17 protein-coding genes are annotated in these 18,085 nt (G+C 49.0%); 5 read left to right on the top strand and 12 right to left on the bottom strand.

Annotated elements, in window-relative coordinates; genetic code table 11:
* Positions 1-22: 22 nt before the first annotated feature.
* The gene (locus H6629_13265) at positions 23-187 is read right to left on the bottom strand and encodes a hypothetical protein (protein ID MCB9068764.1); all 165 of its coding nucleotides are present in this window, start codon (positions 185-187) and stop codon (positions 23-25) included.
* Positions 178-462, bottom strand: a complete 285-nt coding sequence (locus H6629_13260) for a hypothetical protein (GenBank protein ID MCB9068763.1) — start codon at positions 460-462, stop codon at positions 178-180. Before H6629_13260 ends, H6629_13265 begins: the two co-directional genes overlap by 10 nt.
* Before the next feature lie 101 nt (positions 463-563).
* Between H6629_13260 and H6629_13255 the strand changes: the two genes are divergently transcribed.
* Entirely contained in the window at positions 564-716 is a 153-nt protein-coding gene (locus H6629_13255) for a hypothetical protein (protein ID MCB9068762.1), read from the top strand.
* Between the two features lie 116 nt (positions 717-832).
* Here the strand turns inward: H6629_13255 and H6629_13250 are convergent, their stop codons facing one another.
* A complete protein-coding gene (locus H6629_13250) occupies positions 833-1,720 on the bottom strand; it encodes a T9SS type A sorting domain-containing protein (GenBank protein MCB9068761.1) in 888 nt (295 codons plus the stop codon).
* 169 nt (positions 1,721-1,889) lie between these two features.
* Between H6629_13250 and H6629_13245 the strand changes: the two genes are divergently transcribed.
* Complete coding sequence (locus H6629_13245) at positions 1,890-2,096, top strand: AbrB/MazE/SpoVT family DNA-binding domain-containing protein (GenBank protein ID MCB9068760.1); 207 nt, start codon at positions 1,890-1,892, stop codon at positions 2,094-2,096.
* Positions 2,093-2,464, top strand: a complete 372-nt coding sequence (locus tag H6629_13240) for a type II toxin-antitoxin system VapC family toxin (GenBank protein ID MCB9068759.1) — start codon at positions 2,093-2,095, stop codon at positions 2,462-2,464. The genes H6629_13245 and H6629_13240 overlap by 4 nt, the downstream gene beginning before the upstream one ends.
* Positions 2,465-2,490: 26 nt before the next feature.
* On the opposite strand, the gene H6629_13235 is transcribed toward H6629_13240, so the two are convergent.
* The 7 genes from H6629_13235 to H6629_13205 form a co-directional block, all read right to left on the bottom strand.
* A complete protein-coding gene (locus H6629_13235) occupies positions 2,491-3,120 on the bottom strand; it encodes a response regulator transcription factor (protein ID MCB9068758.1) in 630 nt (209 codons plus the stop codon).
* Positions 3,121-3,187: 67 nt separating this feature from the next.
* The gene (locus tag H6629_13230) at positions 3,188-6,397 is read right to left on the bottom strand and encodes a hypothetical protein (GenBank protein MCB9068757.1); all 3,210 of its coding nucleotides are present in this window, start codon (positions 6,395-6,397) and stop codon (positions 3,188-3,190) included.
* Between the two features lie 69 nt (positions 6,398-6,466).
* Positions 6,467-6,877, bottom strand: coding sequence for a molybdenum cofactor biosynthesis protein MoaE (locus H6629_13225; protein ID MCB9068756.1), 411 nt, complete (start codon positions 6,875-6,877; stop codon positions 6,467-6,469).
* The gene (gene moaD / locus H6629_13220) at positions 6,878-7,123 is read right to left on the bottom strand and encodes a molybdopterin converting factor subunit 1 (GenBank protein ID MCB9068755.1); all 246 of its coding nucleotides are present in this window, start codon (positions 7,121-7,123) and stop codon (positions 6,878-6,880) included.
* Positions 7,124-7,394: 271 nt separating this feature from the next.
* Positions 7,395-10,013 carry a zinc-dependent metalloprotease gene (locus H6629_13215; GenBank protein MCB9068754.1) on the bottom strand — a complete coding sequence of 873 codons (2,619 nt, stop codon included), beginning with the start codon at positions 10,011-10,013 and terminating at the stop codon, positions 7,395-7,397.
* 77 nt (positions 10,014-10,090) lie between these two features.
* On the bottom strand, positions 10,091-12,748 hold the full coding sequence (locus tag H6629_13210; GenBank protein ID MCB9068753.1) for an ABC transporter permease: 2,658 nt from the start codon (positions 12,746-12,748) through the stop codon (positions 10,091-10,093).
* Positions 12,749-12,837: 89 nt separating this feature from the next.
* Positions 12,838-13,164 carry a helix-turn-helix transcriptional regulator gene (locus H6629_13205; GenBank protein ID MCB9068752.1) on the bottom strand — a complete coding sequence of 109 codons (327 nt, stop codon included), beginning with the start codon at positions 13,162-13,164 and terminating at the stop codon, positions 12,838-12,840.
* A gap of 350 nt (positions 13,165-13,514) precedes the next feature.
* On the opposite strand from H6629_13205, the gene H6629_13200 reads away from it, so the two are divergent.
* A complete protein-coding gene (locus H6629_13200) occupies positions 13,515-14,495 on the top strand; it encodes a Gfo/Idh/MocA family oxidoreductase (GenBank protein ID MCB9068751.1) in 981 nt (326 codons plus the stop codon).
* A 77-nt stretch (positions 14,496-14,572) separates the two neighbouring features.
* Here the strand turns inward: H6629_13200 and H6629_13195 are convergent, their stop codons facing one another.
* A complete protein-coding gene (locus H6629_13195) occupies positions 14,573-15,613 on the bottom strand; it encodes a lasso peptide biosynthesis B2 protein (protein ID MCB9068750.1) in 1,041 nt (346 codons plus the stop codon).
* Positions 15,614-15,855: 242 nt separating this feature from the next.
* Between H6629_13195 and H6629_13190 the strand changes: the two genes are divergently transcribed.
* Positions 15,856-17,160 carry a DUF512 domain-containing protein gene (locus H6629_13190; protein MCB9068749.1) on the top strand — a complete coding sequence of 435 codons (1,305 nt, stop codon included), beginning with the start codon at positions 15,856-15,858 and terminating at the stop codon, positions 17,158-17,160.
* A 38-nt stretch (positions 17,161-17,198) separates the two neighbouring features.
* Here the strand turns inward: H6629_13190 and H6629_13185 are convergent, their stop codons facing one another.
* Positions 17,199-18,071 carry an alpha/beta fold hydrolase gene (locus tag H6629_13185; GenBank protein ID MCB9068748.1) on the bottom strand — a complete coding sequence of 291 codons (873 nt, stop codon included), beginning with the start codon at positions 18,069-18,071 and terminating at the stop codon, positions 17,199-17,201.
* Between the last annotated feature and the right edge of the window lie 14 nt (positions 18,072-18,085).

The raw sequence follows: 18,085 nt of genomic DNA, 5'->3' as shown, positions 1-18,085 counted from the left end.
CCACCCGCAGTGGATGATCCGTTCAGCAGCTGAACATTCTGTCCGGGCGGTAACGGATTTCCCGAAAATGCACCAGCAGCCAGCCGCGTCCGCCAATGTTTTTGGCAATGTTCGCTTTGCTGTGCAAGCCCTCCGCCACAATTTCCATTCCCGCTTTTTTGATGGCGTTGAGATAATTCAGATACACTTCTGTAACGCTGTGCGTGCCGGACAGCTCGTAATAAATACGGGTGACTTTACCCTCAACCGGCAGCCAATCTTCAATATGGCGATAGCCGGTAACCAGCTAACGGCTATTTTGTAACGGTCAAATTCCTGCACATCGCACCAGCCAATCCGCGATCCGGGATAGCGGCTGATCAGCGGATGATCCGCCGAACCGTCCACATCTTGCTGAGCAACAAGCGGCGATGCAACAGGCAGCAGCAATAGGAACATCAAAATTAGGCTGAATTTTTTCATACGATATCCTGTTGATTATTATGAATTTGTGATTAACACCATTGTATGCGACCGAATGCCGACAAACAAATATCCGAAAATCACCGGCGGAGCACAAAATAATGAAGCTGACCAACCAGCCAATGAGCGAAATTTCCCGGGGATTGAAGAATTGGGCAACGCAAAAAATCCCCACGCCGAGAAAAATGAGCCATCCGCCCGGACGCATCCGCACAAATGAAACAGCAACTCCAATGGTGAGCATTAGTCCGTAAAAGGCATCAGGAAACGTTCCCGGTGCCGAACGCCAGTTCAGTAAAGCAGCACCAAAAACCCAACAACGCAAAATAAACGCTGCCGATGATCCTCGTGATTTTCATTGTTTCAGATTTCATTGCTTTGATCCGGTATTGAGTGGATTTACCGCGCCAGAATCAGTTTTGCTTGCGAAAATTGCCGCTTCGCCGGTAAATGTAATGCCACTCGGCAAATTATCCGCTGTCCATTCGTAACGATAGCTTCCAGCCGCCATAGGCTGGTCAGCCAGCGTTGCCACCACTTCACCAAGCATATTGTAAATGGTTAATTTTGCAGAAGTTGCCTCTGGCAAACTGAACTCGATGGTTGTGGAAGGATTGAACGGATTCGGGTAATTTTGTCGCAATGCCATTTGCCCCGGAATTTGCCCATCCGCAATCGGCCGGATGCCGACAGCACCGTCAAATTTCAGATCGTCCAGCAAAAATACGGTGCCGATTGCCGGCAATTGTCCGGCTTCCGGAAGGATAACCCCGACAATCGATGCCTTATCCGCAACGCCGGATTGAACATACTCGATGGGCGCTTCAAAAGCTGTGTAACTGGTTTTGGTTTCGAAAATACGGGCGTAACCGCTGCCCAGCAGATTGTTGCTGACATCGAAAATATTGACGGTAATAAACAGCGTATCGCCGCCGGCCGGCGAATATTTATAATAACCGGTTAAATTATCGTAATTGGATGATACCGGCACCAACTGACTTGTGATGCTGCCGGCCCAAAATCCCGGTGGGTAGGGATTGCCAAAAAAATCGAGTGTTTCCCCTCTCATCGCAAAAGAACCGCTGCGCGCATCGGTGGATTGGCTGATCGGCTCATTTCCGCCGGGATTGTTCACATACCAGCCATCCGGTAAAAAGCCCGTCCAATTTTCAAATCCGGGATTCGGCACGTCATTTTGCTGTGCCATCGCCGCTGCCGAAAACGCCAAAAAGAATAAAGCCTGTAGCCAACGTTTCATGTCAATTCCTCCTGAATGGGTTTATGAAAGTTCATGAGACAAGCTACAACTTTAAAACCCCGCAGCACAATTGCCCATATGCGGTATTTTTTGGAATTAATTGAAACAAACATTTCACTTGACTTACATTTTTCTGATCGATAAGTTTTTTGTAAAAACAGAGGTAAGTATGGTTACCGTAACAGTATCATCGAAATACCAAATTGTGATTCCGCAGGCGATTCGCAATGTGCTTGATATTCAGGTTGGCCAAAAAATTCAATTAATACCGTACCAAAACAGGATCGAGATTGTTCCTTTGGTTGATGTAAAAAAGATGCGGGGATTTTTGAAAGGAATTGATACAACTGTCAACCGTGAAAGTGATCGCATATGAATCTTGTTGATTCTTCCGGGTGGTTAGAATATTTTGCTGATGGGAATAACGCATCTTTTTTTGCACCGATCATCGAGGATACAGATAATCTTATCGTATCAACGATTAATATTTTTGAAGTTTTTAAAGTTGTACTATCCCAACGTGGTGAGGACAAAGCCATTGAGGCAATTGCCATTTTACGGCAAGGAAAAGTGGTTGATGTAACTCCTAAAATTTCGCTGGATGCTGCGAAACTTAGCTACGATATGAAACTGCCAATGGCAGATAGTATTATTTTGATAACTGCAAGAATGCATAACGCGAAACTCTGGACACAGGACAAAGATTTTCAACAATTTAGCGACGTAAATTATATCAACAAATAAATTGAATTACGCTGCCTTCAGTTTCCTCAGACCAACCGGTTTTTAATCGCTTTTTTCACCGCTTCCGCGCGGGAATTAACCTGTAATTTACGATAAATATTTTTGATGTGCGCCCGAACCGTATCGCCGCTGATAAACAATTTATCGGCAATAGTTTTGTAATTTTCGCCATCACACAGCAAGTTGAGTATCTCCGTTTCGCGGGTGGTGAGGGGCGATTCCGCCGGTTTTTTGAACGAGCCGATCACCCGGCGGGCGATGCTGGCGCTCATCGGCGCACCACCGTTATACACATCGCGGATGGCTTCCAGCAACGCAACCGGTGGCGTATCTTTCACCAAATAACCGGTTGCACCGGCGCAAATGGATTCAAACACCGATTCATCATCTTCTTTGATCGTCAACATAATGCAATCGATATCCGATTGTTTTTCCTTGATTTGGCGAACGCCTTCGATGCCGGAGATTCCCGGCAAATCGATATCCATCAACAGCACATCCGGCGGATTTTTTTCAATCGCAGGAATCGCACTTTCGCAATCGTTGAACGACTGTTTGCAGGCGTAACCGGGCGAGCCGTCGATAATCAGCGTCAACAATTGACGGATTTCCCGGTCATCTTCCACTATTGCAACGTAAATCGTTTCTTCTGCCATAAGTGAATGTAAGTGCTTTCCGGGCGATTTTCAATCCCCCATATGCGTTAAATTGGATTTTGGGATTTTAAGGGATTTTTGTCAGTATTTTTTCAAAAACAATGCGCGTTCCGCGATCCGCTTCGCTGCTGATTTGCAAGGTTGCACCCATTTTCGCGGCGCGGCTTTGCATATTTTTCAGCCCGTAACCACCGGTTTTCGGGTGTTGCGAAATCCCTTTCCCATTGTCCGAAAATGCGATATGCAAACGTTCTCCTTCGAGATGCGCATCCAGCGATGCGTTGGTTGCAGCGGCGTGCTTCAGACAATTGTGCATCGCTTCTTTGAAAATAAACATGATCGCCCGGCGATCGTCGATGTCCAGTTCCACCCGCCCGAAATCCGAAACCAGCGGACTGGCAACAAAGCGCACATCGCTGTGCTGAAATAATTTATTGCCAAAATCGCGCAGCCGGATCAGCGTTTCTTGCAGCGAATCTTTCTCCGGATCGAGCCCCCAGATAAAATCGCGCATGCCGCCGGCAAGGGATTTGGTGTGCTCTTCCATTTTATCCAGATATTCGTTGAGCAGCTTGTTTTCGCTCGCCTGCCGTCGCGCCAATTCCAGAAACAGGGTGATTTTGGTGATGAGATGCCCCGCTTCGTCGTGAAAATCCGCTGCGCTTTTTTTGCGAACCCGTTCGCGCTCCTCTGTTTTCGCACGCTCGATGCGCGATTGTTCGCCAATTTTGCGCTGCGCTTCGCGGATGCGAAAACGGATAATCCCGTAAATCCCGCCCAAAACAATGATCGCGTAAATGATGCCCGCCCACCAGGTTCGCCACGGTGGCGGCGTAATGGAAATGCGGATGGCTTTGCCGGTTTCGTTCCAAACGCCATCGTTATTGCTGGCTTTTACCCGAAAAATATACTCGCCCGGATCGAGATTTGTGTAGGTGACAAACCGGCGATTGCCGGAATAAATCCAATTTTCATCGAAGCCTTCCATCATGTAGGCAAATTCGTTTTCCTGCGGATTGGTAAAGTTCAGCGCGGCAAATTCGAACGAGAATACATTCTGTCGCCAGGACAATTCCAGCGCATCTAACATATTGATTGTTTTGGGGATAGTGAATGTTTCCGGATGCGTTTGCTGCCCGTTTCCGGCGATGGGCACCGATTCGTTCAACACCCGGAAATCAGTGATCGCCACCGGTGGCACAAACTGATTTTCCGTGACATTCTCCGGAAAAAACGCATTAAATCCGTTGGAGCCGCCAAAATACATTTTGCCATTTTTGCCGCGCAAAAACGCGTTCATGTTGAACTCATCACCCTGCAATCCGTCGCTTTTGGTGAACAGTGTGAACGCCAGGCTGTCGCCAAAAACTTCCGCTTTCACCAGCCCGTTTTGGGCGCTGAGCCAGAGATTGCCGGCGTCATCCTCCAAAATGCCGTAAATCAGGTCGTCCGGCAACCCGTCTTTTTGGCGATAGCTGCGGAAATGGATTTCCGGCTCGCGAACCAAGCGGTTCAGCCCGCCGTTGGTGCCGATCCAGATATCGCCGGTTTTGGGGCTTTCGTGAATGCAGAGCACAAAATTATTGCTCAGGCTGCCCGGCTCATCTGGATCGTTGAGATATGCCCGCAACTCGCCGGATACCGGATCAAAATGGTTTATTCCACCGGCGGTTCCGAACCAGAATTGGTCGAATCGATCCTGCAAAATGGAATAAACAAATTTGTGAGTCAAATTGCGGGCAAACAGCGAATCCGCCACGCGATCGAAACGATCTTCATTTCGCAAATAACGGCTGACACCGCCGGAACTGCCCACCCAGACATCGCCTGATTTATCTGCGTAAATCGTGTAAATACTCGCAGATAGCGTCCCGTTTTTTGCGCCGGGCGAAAATGGAAACTGCTGAAAATTGCCGGTTTGCCAGTCGAACCAGTGCAAGCCGCCGCGAATCGTTCCCACCCAAATGCCGCCCGGTTTTTTGGCATCGGCCAGCAGCGAAAATACGTAGTTGTATCGCAACGCTTCATCCGGGTGGTTGTCGCCGGCTTTATAATGGCGGTATCGCTGCGTTCGCGGATCATACATATTCAATCCGTTGTGTGTGGCAATCCACAGCCGGTTTTGCGCATCTTCTTCGATGTCCAGCACCAGCGGATCGCTGAGCGTGTTGGCTTCGCCGGGAATGTAAGCGAAATGTTCAAATTTGCGCGTGGTGCGGTCATGGCGACTCAACCCGAGTTCGGTGCCCACCCACAACTCGCCGCCACGGCTTTCGCCGATGGAATAAATCCGGTCATTTCTCAAACTCGATTGGACAAACGGCGAATGTGATATTTTTCTAAACTCAGCATTTTCAGGTGTTTGGCGATAATTTTCATCGGTCAGATCCAGCGTATACAACCCGCCTTCCGAACCGACATAGAGCGTTTGTTGGCTATCGATGAACAGCGACAAAATTTTTTCGTTGGTCAGATTGGCATTTTTTGCATTATAAAAATGCCTGCCGGAAACAGCATCGCCGTCAAACGAGACGCGCAGCAATCCGTCGCCGGTGCCGAGCCACAGCGTGCCGTCTTTGTCCAGCGCAATCGGCGATCGAATGATGCTTTGTTTGCCGGGAGAATCTGCGTAAATCGGGTATTGGGTGTATTCGCAGGTGCGCATATCGAAGCGGTAAAAATATTGCGGCGTGGTGAAAAACAGTTCGTTTTGGTCATTTTTAACATGGTGAAAACAGTTGTTGTCCGTTTCCGTGAAGCGGAAGTGACGGATTTCCCCGGTTGCGGGATCGAACCGGTTCAGCCCGGTGTTGCCGCTGACCCACAAAATGCCCGAATCATCCTCATCGATGAACCAGATGGTGTCGTCCAGCAGTGTATTCGCGGAATCCTGCGGATCGTGCCGGAACGCCCGGAAAGTCTCCGTTTCGTGATCGAAACGGTTCAGCCCGCCGCCAAAAGTGCCGATCCACATCGTTCCCCGGCTGTCTTCGAAAATATCCCAAATCCAGTTATTACTGATACTTAGCGAATCGGATGGATTGTGTTTGAACACCTTGAATTCATATCCGTCGAAGCGATTTAAACCGGCTTGCGTACCGAACCACATAAATCCACGGCTATCCTGAAATATGCTATTGGCGGAGTTTTGCGACAGCCCGTCGGCGATGCTGTAATGAATAAATTTTGGCTGGTTTTGCGGGAAGGCTGGCGTTACAAGGATAAAGGATAATTGATAAAGGATAAAAAGAAGGTAAAAAGTAACCCTGGCTCTCATTTGTAAACATTCCCGCTTCAACGCGATTTTCTTCACTTTTTCCGTTATCAAGTATCCGTTATCCTTCTTTCAGGGATGTTCCGAAACCCAGGTTTCGCCGTCGGCAGCAACCTCTTTTTTCCAGATGGGCACGATGGCTTTCAGTCGGTCGATGACGTATTGGCAGGCGGCAAATCCCTCTTTGCGATGCGGCGTGCTGACGGCAATCACCACCGCGGTTTCGCCAATATCGAGCACGCCAACGCGGTGGGACACCGCAATTTTGCGAACCGGCCACTGCTTTTTCGCTTCGTCGATGATGCGTTGGATCATTTTGCCAGCCATTTCCGGATACGCTTCGTATTCCAGCCGCACAACCGCTTTGCCGTGCGAATGATTGCGAACTGTTCCGATAAATGTGTTCACCGCGCCACAATCTTCCGAATTTGCAGCGTCGATAACTTTTTGAATATCAATAGGTTCGGCGGTTATTTCAATCATTTATCCCCCGCTCACCGGTGGAATAATTGCCAACTCGTCGCCATCGTGCAGCATGTCGGTTCTTTCCGCATATTCCTGATTGATCGCGACCATAAACGAATTCAGCTCGGCGAATTTCGGATAGGCTTCCCGCAGATTTGCCAACGCCGTTTCGACCGTGGCAGCTTCCGGCAGTTCCAGTTGCAACCCGGTTTTGCCGGTCATTTCCCGGGCGATTGCGAATAATTTGATTGAAATTTTCATCATATTTTTTTATGAGCTGCAGAGGCGCAGAGCGTTGTTTTATTATAAAACAGGATATTATTGCTGAAAATTTGGAGATTCCTGCAAGGGTAGGAATCTCGTTCTATTATCAAAAGTCAGCGATTGATAACCAAACACATTTTAACAATTGTGATTTTTTCAACGAAAAAATGTAAGCCAAAAACAGCGGAGAGTCAAATATTGATCGGTGAGCGACAATAAAAAAGGGCGCAAAATGCGCCCTTTCGGTGATAAAACCTGTGATAAAATCGAATTACATTTCTTTCAATTGTGCGTCGATCATGCCTGCCAAATATGCACGGTGCGCTTTGGTGCCGCTGTCCGGCGAGTTGGCGGTTGTCATCATCTGGTGGATATTTTTCAGGTGATAATATGCCAATCCTTTCGATACGTGATCGTAAGAGGATTTGCCTTCTTCACCCATAATCGCCAGCAAACGGTTCACATATTCCACCTGCAACCCTTTACGGAAGTTGTTGACAGAACCGGACTTATCCGCATCGAAAATAGCAGCTGTCAGGTCGTCCATCATTTCGTGAAGCGGGTAACCATTGCCATACAATTCGGTGTCGCTCATCCGTTCCATCACGTTTTGGTGCAGCAAATGCGCCAGCACACCGCGCTGGACTGCCAACACCCGCGAGTGGATTTTCGGGTCTTCCGGTGCACCGAAATGGTTAAAACCGCGACGCTGCGATTGCAAATAGTTGTAAATATTGTTCGGGCTGTCGTATGCATCCGGTGCAAATGCGTATGTTGCCAACGCTTCCATCGCGCGTTTTTGGTCGGCACGGGAAACCGGCGTAAACGGCTTGGTTGCGCCCGGCTGTCCGACAAATGCGCGATCTACATACACACCGCCAACATAGCGGGAAATAATCCGCAGCGCGTTAAAATGGAATCCAGTTGAAATCAGATATGCGTCGCGCAGTTCCTGATACGACTGGTTTTCGGTTTTGAGTTTGGTCATCAGATTGGCGGTAATTTCTTTGCTCAACTGGATTTGACCGAGCGCGAAGTTAACCGCATCGCTGGACATATCGCCGATGTTGACGCGCGGATCGAGCGCCTTTCCGGGCGAACGCATATCGTCCGCATCGTTACCGAACGCCAACGCCGGATCGGTTGATTTGGCGAGATGCACATCCATTTTTTTCGAATCGTTCAATTCCGGTGAATAGCCAAATTGGATCGCCCAAATATCGTACGGACCGGGAACTGTGGTGTAATATTGCCCCTGTTTTTGTCCGTTTGTGGCAAAATTGATTGCCGGATAATCCATCACCGAGCCGGTGAGACCGGTTTTTTTGGTGGCATTTTTGTTCGCCAGCGTAGTCATATCGTTCAATTGGCTGGCTTTCATGTTGTGGTTCAGCCCGAGGGTGTGCCCAACTTCGTGCAGCAGCAGATAATAAATCGATTCGTCAATCAGCTCTTTGTGCTCTTTATACGGCTTGCCAAACGCGCTCAGCGCAGTGGTGCCAAACAGGTTGTTCATGTGCAAATGATTGTTCAGTGTGCAATACTGGTTATCAAAATTTTCCAGCATAAATTCCGGCATTGCGGCTTCGTCTTCGATCAGCGCGGTATCGAAAATTTTGCCGTAACTCACCCGATTGGTGATGAAAACGTATTCCAGCATCACGTCCGCACCCAAAATTTGCCCGGTTCGCGGATTCACAAAGCTGGGACCGTAGCCGCCAAACGGCGGATTTGGGGAAGATGTCCAGCGCAGCACGTTGTAACGGATATCGCCGGCATCCCAATCGGCATCGTCCGGCTGCTCTTTTACAACCACTGCATTTTTGAATCCGGCTTTCTCGAATGCGATATTCCATGACAACACCGCATCTTTGATCACACCGCGAATTTCTTTGGGTGTGGTGTTTTCGATCCACCAGACAATCGGTTCAACCGGTTCGGAAACCGCTGCACCGGGATTTTTCTTTTTCAGGTGCCAGCGATGGATCAGGTCGCGGTAAGGTGTTGCAGATGTTGAGGTTAAGTCCGTCACCTGCGTCATAAAATAACCCACGCGCGGATCGTCGTAACGCGGTTTGTAATCATTTTTCGGCACTTCGATGAAGCTGTGCTGCGCACGAACGCTCACCACGCGGGCATCGGTTGCACCTGCGCCGGGCGATCTTTCCGGGGAATCGTCTTCGTAAACGTATTCGACAACCACATCCGTATTTTGCGGATAGCTGCGAATGCCGATCAACTTGGTTTTATCCTTGCTGAGGCGACCGAGTTTGTAACCCTGGTACGTGCGCGGATACGCCGGTTTGATCATCTCGACATCTTCGCCGAGGAAAAAGCCGTCGGCTTTTACCAGATACGCGGTTTCCAGCGAATCTTTGGCTTCCACTTTCAGCACGGCCAGCGGTGCGGAGCGAATGTTGGCCGTTTGCGCGTTGTGCAACGCATTTTCCGGATCGAAATAATAGGAAGTGTTTTCTTCCACAAATTCAATTTTGTCGAAATGCTTTTGGATCGAGAAAATTTTGCTGCCGCGATATTGCCCGCGGAAAAATCCCGAGCCAACAACCCCATCCTGAATGTGGTTGAAATAAATAAATTCTTTGCCGATCTGGTCTTTTTTGATTTCGAGGAATGTGGAGCCATCTTCTTTATTTTGGTAGATGGTAAAGAGCCCTTGGAAGACGTCGTGATCTTTCACTTTGTCTTTAATATAGGTCTCTTTTTTCTTCTCCTCTTTTTTCTCGTCCTTTTTATCGGACTTGCTTTCATCCACTTTTTCGGCTTTCGCAGCGGAATCTGCCGGTGCCGGTTTTTCCTGCGCAAAACCTGCGCTTCCGGCAAAACCAGCCAGCAGTGCAAACACCAGCACACCAATGACGGTTCGTTTCATTTTGTCTCCTTTACAGTTGGTTGAACGAACGTTGCATTTATTAAGTATTTGAAAAATAGATCTTTATTCAAAAAAAACTATTCATACTTCAGCGATTTCACAGGGTTGGCCAGCGCCGCTTTTATCGCCTGAAAACTGACCGTCAGCAACGCAATCATCAACGCCACAACCGCCACCAGCACAAACGTGAGCGGCTGAATGTGAATCTTGTAAGCGAAATTATCCAGCCACCGGTTCATTGTCCACCATGCTAGCGGCGTGGCAACAACACTGGCGACGAGCACCAGAAAAATAAAATCGCGGGAGAGCAGCACCAAAATATTGGGAACTGTGGCGCCGAGCGTTTTGCGAATGCCGATTTCTTTGGTGCGTTGTTCCGCGGAAAACGCGCCGAGCCCAAACAAACCGAGACACGCTATGATAATAGCCAGCGCGGCAAAAATCAAAAAGATTTTCCCCAGTTTTGTTTCATTGGTGTAGAGATTGGCAAAATCTTCGTCTAAAAAGGTGTAATGGAACGGTACACCGGGCAAAATATTGCCCCATTCGCTTTCGAGATGCGCCAGCACCGGCGCGATATCCGTCGGCTGCGCTTTCACTACCATAAAATTGATCGGTCCGGGCCAGCGTTCCAGCGGCAAAATGAGCATCGGCGCAATCGGGTTGTGCAGCGACTGGAAATTGAAATCCTTCACCACGCCAATCACCCGGCAGACTTGCGCCGTTCCGGTGCCGTGCCATTCCAGCTCTTCGCCGATGGCGTCTTCCGGTTGCAACCAGCCAAAAGTTTTCGTGGCGGTTTCGTTGATGATCACCGCTTCGCTGGTGTCCGTGGCAAATTCGCGGGAAAAATTGCGTCCGGCGGTCAGCGAGATATCCATCGCAGCCAGAAAATCGTAATCGACCGGCAACGTGGTCATTTCGAATCGCTCCTCCGCAGCGCTGCCCGGTTTCATCCACGGTGTATTTAAAATCCCTTTTCCCGGCAGAAACACTGCAGATGCAACGGATTGAACGCCGGTATGTTGCAAAAATGCGTTTCGCAGCGCATCCGTATGCGATTGCGCACCTTCGCTATTTGCGGAAACGGTGATCACCTGTTCGGTGTTCAGTCCCAACTTCTGGTTGCGCAAAAACTGCAATTGCTGATACAGCAACACCGTGCAAGCGATCAAAATTATAGACACACTGAACTGGAAAACCACCAGCAATTTTCGTAAACCGCCTTTTCCGGATTGGCTGAATCCGGCGGTTTTGAGCGTGCGGATAGGGTTGAATGACGACAGCACAATTGCCGGAAACGCGCCGCCCAGTAAACCGGTCACGGCGATGGAACCGAGCGACAGCAGCAAAATGAGCCGGAAATTTTCGGAAATATCCAGCGTAAGTGATTTGCCGGACAGGTCGTTGAAAAACGGCAAAGCGAGCTGCGCAATCAGCAGCGCAACCGGCAACGCCAGCAAGCTGATCAGCAGCGATTCGCCCAAAAATTGTTTGACGAGCTGTCCGCGATACGCGCCGAGCACCTTGCGCATCCCGATTTCTTTGGCGCGATGCGCCGAACGCGCGGTTGCCAGATTCATGTAATTGATGCAGGCGATCAGCAAAATAAACAGCGAAATTGCCGCGAAAATGTAAACATAAAGGATATCACCGCCGCCTGGCAACTCCGATTTTCGCTGCGAATGCAGGTGGATATCCGTGAGCGGCTGCAGTTGCAATCCGTAAGTTCTGCCAAATGTGGCAGCCATTTCGTCGTGCATGTGCGTGTCCACAAATGCGGGCAATTTTGCGGCAATCGTTGCGGGATCGCTGCCGTTTTGAAGCAAAACGTAGGTGTAAATCTGGAAAAACGCATGCCAGATAGAAAGCGTTTCATCGCCGGCCAGCGTTTCCAGCGAGGCGAACGAGCCGAGCAAATCAAACTGGAAATGGGAATTTTTGGGCAGATTTTCGATGACGGCGGTAACGGTCAGTTCGTGCTGATTATCGAGCGTCAGCGATTGCCCGACGGCATCGGATTTCCCGAAATATTTTTTCGCGGTAGCGCGGGTGAGCACCACGGAGAACGGATTTTTTAACGCGGTTTGGAGATCTCCGGCAATCACATCCGCCGAAAAAACGCTGAAAAAACCGCTGTCCGCCCACCAGAAATTGCTTTCGGTGAACTGCTCATCTGCCAGTTTAATGGTGGGATTCCCCCATTTCACCAGCCGCACGCTTTCTGCAACTTCCGGAAAATCGGTTTTCAGCGCCGGCGCAATCGGGAAGCTGGTCACCGCCAGCGGAATTTCGTTGTTGCCAACCTTGAAATCGGTGACGACACGGTAAATATTTGCCGCATTTTTATGGTGGCGATCGAAACTGAGTTCGTCCACCACAACCATTAAAATGAGGATGCAGCAGGCAATGCCGAGCGCCAGTCCGGCAATATTGATAAATGAATACGCTTTATATTTGCGCAAATTGCGCAATGCAATCAGCAGATAATTCCGGAACATGAGCAAACTCCAGTAAATGGTGTGATGGATAAATCCGGGAATTGAATGCAACGTTTGCCGCCAATACCACAAATTTGCCGGCAATCTCCCGTTTTCCCGGTGGATTTCGCGGTAAATTTCCTCAAAATCGCCCACAATCGCATGGCGATGCGATGCCACCGTCAGCGATTTCATCAGCCAACGGGCAATTTTGGGCGCATGTACACAATCATTTTGGATCAATTTTTCACTCATTTCCGAAAACCATTCCCAATCAAATAAGTATCAAATCCATTTTGAAAATCCCTTTTTCCTTTACCCTTTATCCTTTTTCCTTTCTCGAATTATCCTTCCCGGAGAGAGATATCCGGCAATCCGCTCCACATCACTTCGTGAACGCGACGCGCTTCATTCAGCGCTGCCATTCCCGCTTTCGTGAGCCGGTAAAAGCGTTTGGCCATGCCGCCGCGCTCCGGCGTCGGTTCGCCCTGCTGCGCGATGAGATAACCTTTGCGAACCAGACGGTCCAACGGCACGTAAATCCCGCCGATGGAATAATCCAGTCCGGCAGTATCCGCCAAATGCTGCCGGATGGTAATGCCATAGGCGTTGCCCTGTAATTTCCACACTGCCAGCAAAATCAATTCTTCGGTTCGACTGATGATGTCCAAAAACGGCTCCTTTCCGCATTTATGGGAACACTTACTGAAATTTTTGCAAAAAGTTACATTATTTTTTCTAAATAATAGAAAAAATATTTTTTTGAGAACAATAATGCGAGTCATGTTTTGATTTTAACCATTCAGCAGTACTGAAAATCTTGAATAAAAAGCTGCTAAATACACGCGGGATTGACAGGCTGTCAACCCTACTCCAAATGAGCGCTTTTAGCTCGAATGCAGAAATCGCCCGATTCAACGGCGAATCACTTTTCCGATTTTCCGCTGTGAAAAATGCCCCAATTCTTTGATATTAGGGCTTTGACTGAACAAAATTTCGGACGACAAATTCGGGGAAAATTATGGAAAAAATACGTTGGGGAATAATGGCTGCGGGAAAAATCGCGAATGCGTTCGCGTATGGATTGTCAACGCTGCCGGATGCGGAGCTGGTGGCCATCGGTTCGCGATCGCAGGAAAAAGCGGATGCGTTTGGCGAAAAATACAACATCCCGCATCGCCACGGCAGTTACGCAGCGCTCGCCGAAAACCCGGCCGTGGACGCCATTTACGTGGCGTCGCCGCATATTTTTCATTTCAACGATGCGATGCTCTGCCTGCAAAACGGGAAAGCAGTGCTTTGCGAAAAAGCCTTTACCATCAACGCGAAAGAGGCGCGGAAGCTGATCGATTTCGCCCGAAAAAAGCGGCTGTTTTTGATGGAAGCGATGTGGTCGCGGTTTCTGCCCTCGCACATTCGTTTGCGGGAAATGCTCGCGCAAAACGTGATCGGCGAGTTGCAAACGATGCACGCGGAGCTGTCGTTCAACCTGCCGCGCAATCCCGCCGGACGGCTGTACGCGCCGGAACTCGGCGGCGGATCACTGCTCGATTTGGGCATTTATCCGCTATCGCTGGTATCGATGGTGTTCGGCACGCCGGATCGCGTGACGGGCATGGCAACGATGAGCGACACCGGCGTGGATGTGCAATCCGCCGCGGTTCTCGGCTATCGCGACGGGCGGCTGGCAACCATTCATTCGTCGATGCAAACCTACGGAAATGTCGGTGCGGTGATCGTCGGCAGCGAAGGACGAATCTACATCGATGCGCCGATCCACAAACCAAAATACCTGCGGCTCTGCCTGAACGACCAGCCGGAGCAGATTATCGAAACGCCGTATGCAGAAAACGGTTATCAATACGAAGCGGCGGAAGTGCAGCGCTGCCTGCGCGACGGCCGGCTGGAAAGCGATATTATGCCGCTGGATGAATCACTGGCGCTGATGGCAATTATGGACGAATTGCGGCAGCAGTGGGGACTGGTTTATCCCACTGAATAGAATAATGGATAAAGGCTTGCCCTGAGCGGCGTCGAAGGGATAAAGGATAAAATGGGCGGGAATCGGTACATCCGAGTTTATCGGGCAGGCATTTTCCGGGCTGTGTTTTCGGCGATGTCCGAACGGGATTCGATTGCCGGATAGCGCAGCGTCACAGTGAATTTGCTGAGCGGATCGTCAACTTCGCCGAAAGGCTCACCGTTCAGACAAATCCAGGCGTGCCCGTCAATACCGCCATCTGCTGTTTTGGCAACGCCAAAAATCAGCGAAACCGGATAATTTTCGCTGCGCAAAAAATGATACATCACCAGCGATTGTTTCATGCAATTCGGGTGCAACGGGCGAATGCGGATGCGCAACAGCGTTTGCACCAACGCCAGCAATCGTTCCGGCAACACGCCGTTCAGCGCGCCAACTTTCGCATTATCGTAAAATGCGACCAATTGCGGCATTGTCAGTTTTCGCCGTAATATGGGATAAATCAGCAACAGCCAAAATGCCCGCAGCACAACGCGCTTTTCCCGCCGGTCCAGCCGCACAAATTTCTGGAAGGATTGCATCATTTTTTTGCGTCCATTTCGACTGGTAAGTGGTGATGCATGATTAAACGATACGTCCCAAATCCCATTTTTTCCCAAAAGTTGACACCCGCGGCATTTTCTTTCATCACCATCAAAACGATTTCGGAAATCCCCTGCGATTGCAGCCAGCTTTTTGGCAAATTCAACCAACGCTGTGCCAACCCCGGATTGGCGAAATTGCGGTTCGATGTAACAATCCTGAATCATCCCGTGCGGGATGTAAGTAAATTTCGGCTGCACATTTAATTTTTTGTTTTTCCAAAACTTAAGGATGTTTCTTTGTTGATTCTGTTTGCTCCCGGCTCGTACTAAAACCCAAATAAATCCGGCAATTTTCCCGGCATCCGCGACGAATATTTTTTCGTTCGATCTGTTCAATTTCAAACGCAGTTCGTTTGCCCAGTCAAAATCGGGATTCTCGATCACAATCGGCGAAAATTCGATCTGCTCCGCCAAAAATGAGCGATACAATTGCGCCAGCGCCGGAATGTCCGCGGCGGTTGCTTCTCTGATTTCGAAATGATGCAATTGGTTCACGAAAAATAATCCTGCAGATTTAACAACCATCGGAAAATTGATTTTGCGCCGGAAAATTACCATCAAAAAAATTCAACGGCATGCGAATGCGCACAGAAAAACGATCGTTTTTCACAACGAAAATATTCATTCTCCCGTTTTGATTGGCAAAATTTGTTCGTATTTTAACGAATTGCCCGTTTCGGGCAGAAAATATTGAACGGTTTATCGCCGCAATGTGCGGCACAAATTTCAGGTTGAAAATGGTTGAAATTATCGAAATATATCCCGGCGGCATCGCTGAAGAACTGGGCATCGAAGCGGGCGATCACATCGTTTCCATCAACGGAAAAATCATTGAAGATGCGTTGGATTTCCGCTTTTACATCACCAACGAAGAGATCGATTTGGTGGTAAAACAGGGCGATGAAGAGGTCACTTTCGAGATCGAAAAAGATTACGACGACGACCTTGGACTGGAACTGCAGGAGATGAATATTCGCGCCTGCGGCAATAGCTGCATCTTCTGTTTTGTGTATCAAAATCCCAAAGGCATGCGCAAAACCATTTATTTTAAAGATGAAGATTTCCGGTTTTCATTTATGTACGGGCATTACACCACGCTGACCAATACCTCAAAAGAGGATCTGCAACGCATTGTAGAACAACGACTTACGCCACTTTACATTTCTGTTCACGTGACCGACACCGAATTGCGGAAAACGATGCTGGGCATCAAATTTGATGACCGGTTATTTGAAAAAATCGATTTTCTCACCGAAAACGGGATCGAGTTAAATTGCCAAATTGTGCTTTGCCCGGAACTCAACGACGGCAAGCATCTGGATAAAACCATCGAGGATTTGAAAAAATATTTCCCGAAAATCCAGTCGGTAGCCATCGTACCGGTGGGGCTCACCAAACACCGCAAAAATTTGTTCAAACTGAATCCGGTAACGGAGGAATATGCCCTCAAAACCATCGCGGAAACGGACGAACGCCGCGAAAAACTGAAAGCCGAGTTGGGCAGTTCGTTTGTTTATTTATCGGATGAATTTTACATTAAAACCAACACGCCCATCCCGGGAAATGAGTATTACGAAGAATTTTGGCAGCAGGAAAACGGCGTGGGACTCACCCGCGATTTAATGAATACATTTGAAGACGAACTGCCGGAGTTGCGAAATCCCGCAAATCGTCCGCTGAGCATCAGTTTGGTGACCGGAACGCTGGGCGCGGAAGTGCTCAAAACCTATTTTATGCGCAAATTGAACCAGATTCCCGATATGTTTTTCAAATTGCACCCTATTGTCAACGAATTTTACGGCGACAGCATCGTGGTCTCCGGGTTGCTGGTCGGGCGCGATATTTTGAAGCAATTGAAAGAGCAGCGTACCGGCGATTACATTATTTTGCCGCCGGAATGCGTCAACGAAAACGGTGTTTTTCTCGATGAAATGACCCTGCCGGAATTGCAAATGCGCCTCGGTAAAAAAGTAATCGCTTTTCCGGGGACGTTTACGGAGTTGTTCGAGCGGATTGCGGAGCTTGAAGGCGTTGCGGTTTGATGATTTGATTATCAGCAAAAGCCACCGTACGACAACGCTCAGGATTCGTCATTGCCAACATTCAGCCAATCCAAAATGACATCCACCATTTTCTGCGGATTTTTCGCCCAGTTAAAATGATCGTAACCCGGATTTCGCGGATCGTTTTTTGCGAGATGGATTTGCGTAAGCTGTTGATTTTTCTCGAATTTGCCGAGCAAATGATCGACAGCAAATTTCGGTGCGAGCGTATCGCCAGCAACAGAAATTGCCAACACCGGAATTTTAATTTCCCGCAATCCGGCTTCATAATCGAAATCCGCGTTGTCCACAATGTAGTCGCCACAGCGCGATTGGCGGCTCCAGTCGCGGATAACGCCGCGCGATTCCAACCCGCCAAAACCCATCCGGTGTCCCGGATAAAAGCCGAGCACTTCCGCCGTCCAACGAATGATTGCCACTGCCAATTTCAATTTCCAACGCGCCCATCCCCGCCACGCTTTTTGATACACGGAACACGACGTCAGCAAAATCAAACCATCGATAGCCTGCGGATATCGTCCCGCAAACAGTGAACCGATTTTCCCGCCGAGACTATGCCCGAGCAGCACTATTTTCTTCGCCGGAAATAGCTGCCGGATATTGGCAATCGTTTCAACATAATCGATGGTGATCATTTCCTGATAGCCAAAACTGACCGACCGCGACGGGCGAATACTGGAGTTGCCGTGCCCGCGATGATCGGTGATAACCGTCGCAATATTTCGCGATACCAGTTCCGCCGCAAATGATTCGTAAAACGATGCGCGAACGCCCATCGCCGGAAATATGGCGATTAGCGTATTTTTTTCATCCGGTTGCTGCGGCTCAAAAATGGTGATTTTGTTGCGCGTGTCGTCGCTGAAGGTGAGGTCAAGCTGTTTTCGGTTCATTGTGTTTGCTGTTT

This window comes from Calditrichia bacterium, from assembly GCA_020634975.1.
GTDB lineage: Bacteria > Calditrichota > Calditrichia > RBG-13-44-9 > J075 > JACKAQ01.
This window is presented reverse-complemented; position numbering and strand designations above follow the sequence as displayed.

What these genes read in the sequence shown, in the direction of transcription:
- H6629_13260 (MCB9068763.1), bottom strand. Translation starts at nt 462, where the DNA reads ATGAAAAAATTCAGCCTAATTTTGATGTTCCTATTGCTGCTGCCTGTT.
- H6629_13255 (MCB9068762.1), top strand. Translation starts at nt 564, where the DNA reads ATGAAGCTGACCAACCAGCCAATGAGCGAAATTTCCCGGGGATTGAAG.
- H6629_13250 (MCB9068761.1), bottom strand. Translation starts at nt 1,720, where the DNA reads ATGAAACGTTGGCTACAGGCTTTATTCTTTTTGGCGTTTTCGGCAGCG.
- H6629_13245 (MCB9068760.1), top strand. Translation starts at nt 1,890, where the DNA reads ATGGTTACCGTAACAGTATCATCGAAATACCAAATTGTGATTCCGCAG.
- H6629_13240 (MCB9068759.1), top strand. Translation starts at nt 2,093, where the DNA reads ATGAATCTTGTTGATTCTTCCGGGTGGTTAGAATATTTTGCTGATGGG.
- H6629_13235 (MCB9068758.1), bottom strand. Translation starts at nt 3,120, where the DNA reads ATGGCAGAAGAAACGATTTACGTTGCAATAGTGGAAGATGACCGGGAA.
- H6629_13230 (MCB9068757.1), bottom strand. Translation starts at nt 6,397, where the DNA reads ATGAGAGCCAGGGTTACTTTTTACCTTCTTTTTATCCTTTATCAATTA.
- H6629_13225 (MCB9068756.1), bottom strand. Translation starts at nt 6,877, where the DNA reads ATGATTGAAATAACCGCCGAACCTATTGATATTCAAAAAGTTATCGAC.
- moaD (MCB9068755.1), bottom strand. Translation starts at nt 7,123, where the DNA reads ATGATGAAAATTTCAATCAAATTATTCGCAATCGCCCGGGAAATGACC.
- H6629_13215 (MCB9068754.1), bottom strand. Translation starts at nt 10,013, where the DNA reads ATGAAACGAACCGTCATTGGTGTGCTGGTGTTTGCACTGCTGGCTGGT.
- H6629_13210 (MCB9068753.1), bottom strand. Translation starts at nt 12,748, where the DNA reads ATGAGTGAAAAATTGATCCAAAATGATTGTGTACATGCGCCCAAAATT.
- H6629_13200 (MCB9068751.1), top strand. Translation starts at nt 13,515, where the DNA reads ATGGAAAAAATACGTTGGGGAATAATGGCTGCGGGAAAAATCGCGAAT.
- H6629_13190 (MCB9068749.1), top strand. Translation starts at nt 15,856, where the DNA reads ATGGTTGAAATTATCGAAATATATCCCGGCGGCATCGCTGAAGAACTG.
- H6629_13185 (MCB9068748.1), bottom strand. Translation starts at nt 18,071, where the DNA reads ATGAACCGAAAACAGCTTGACCTCACCTTCAGCGACGACACGCGCAAC.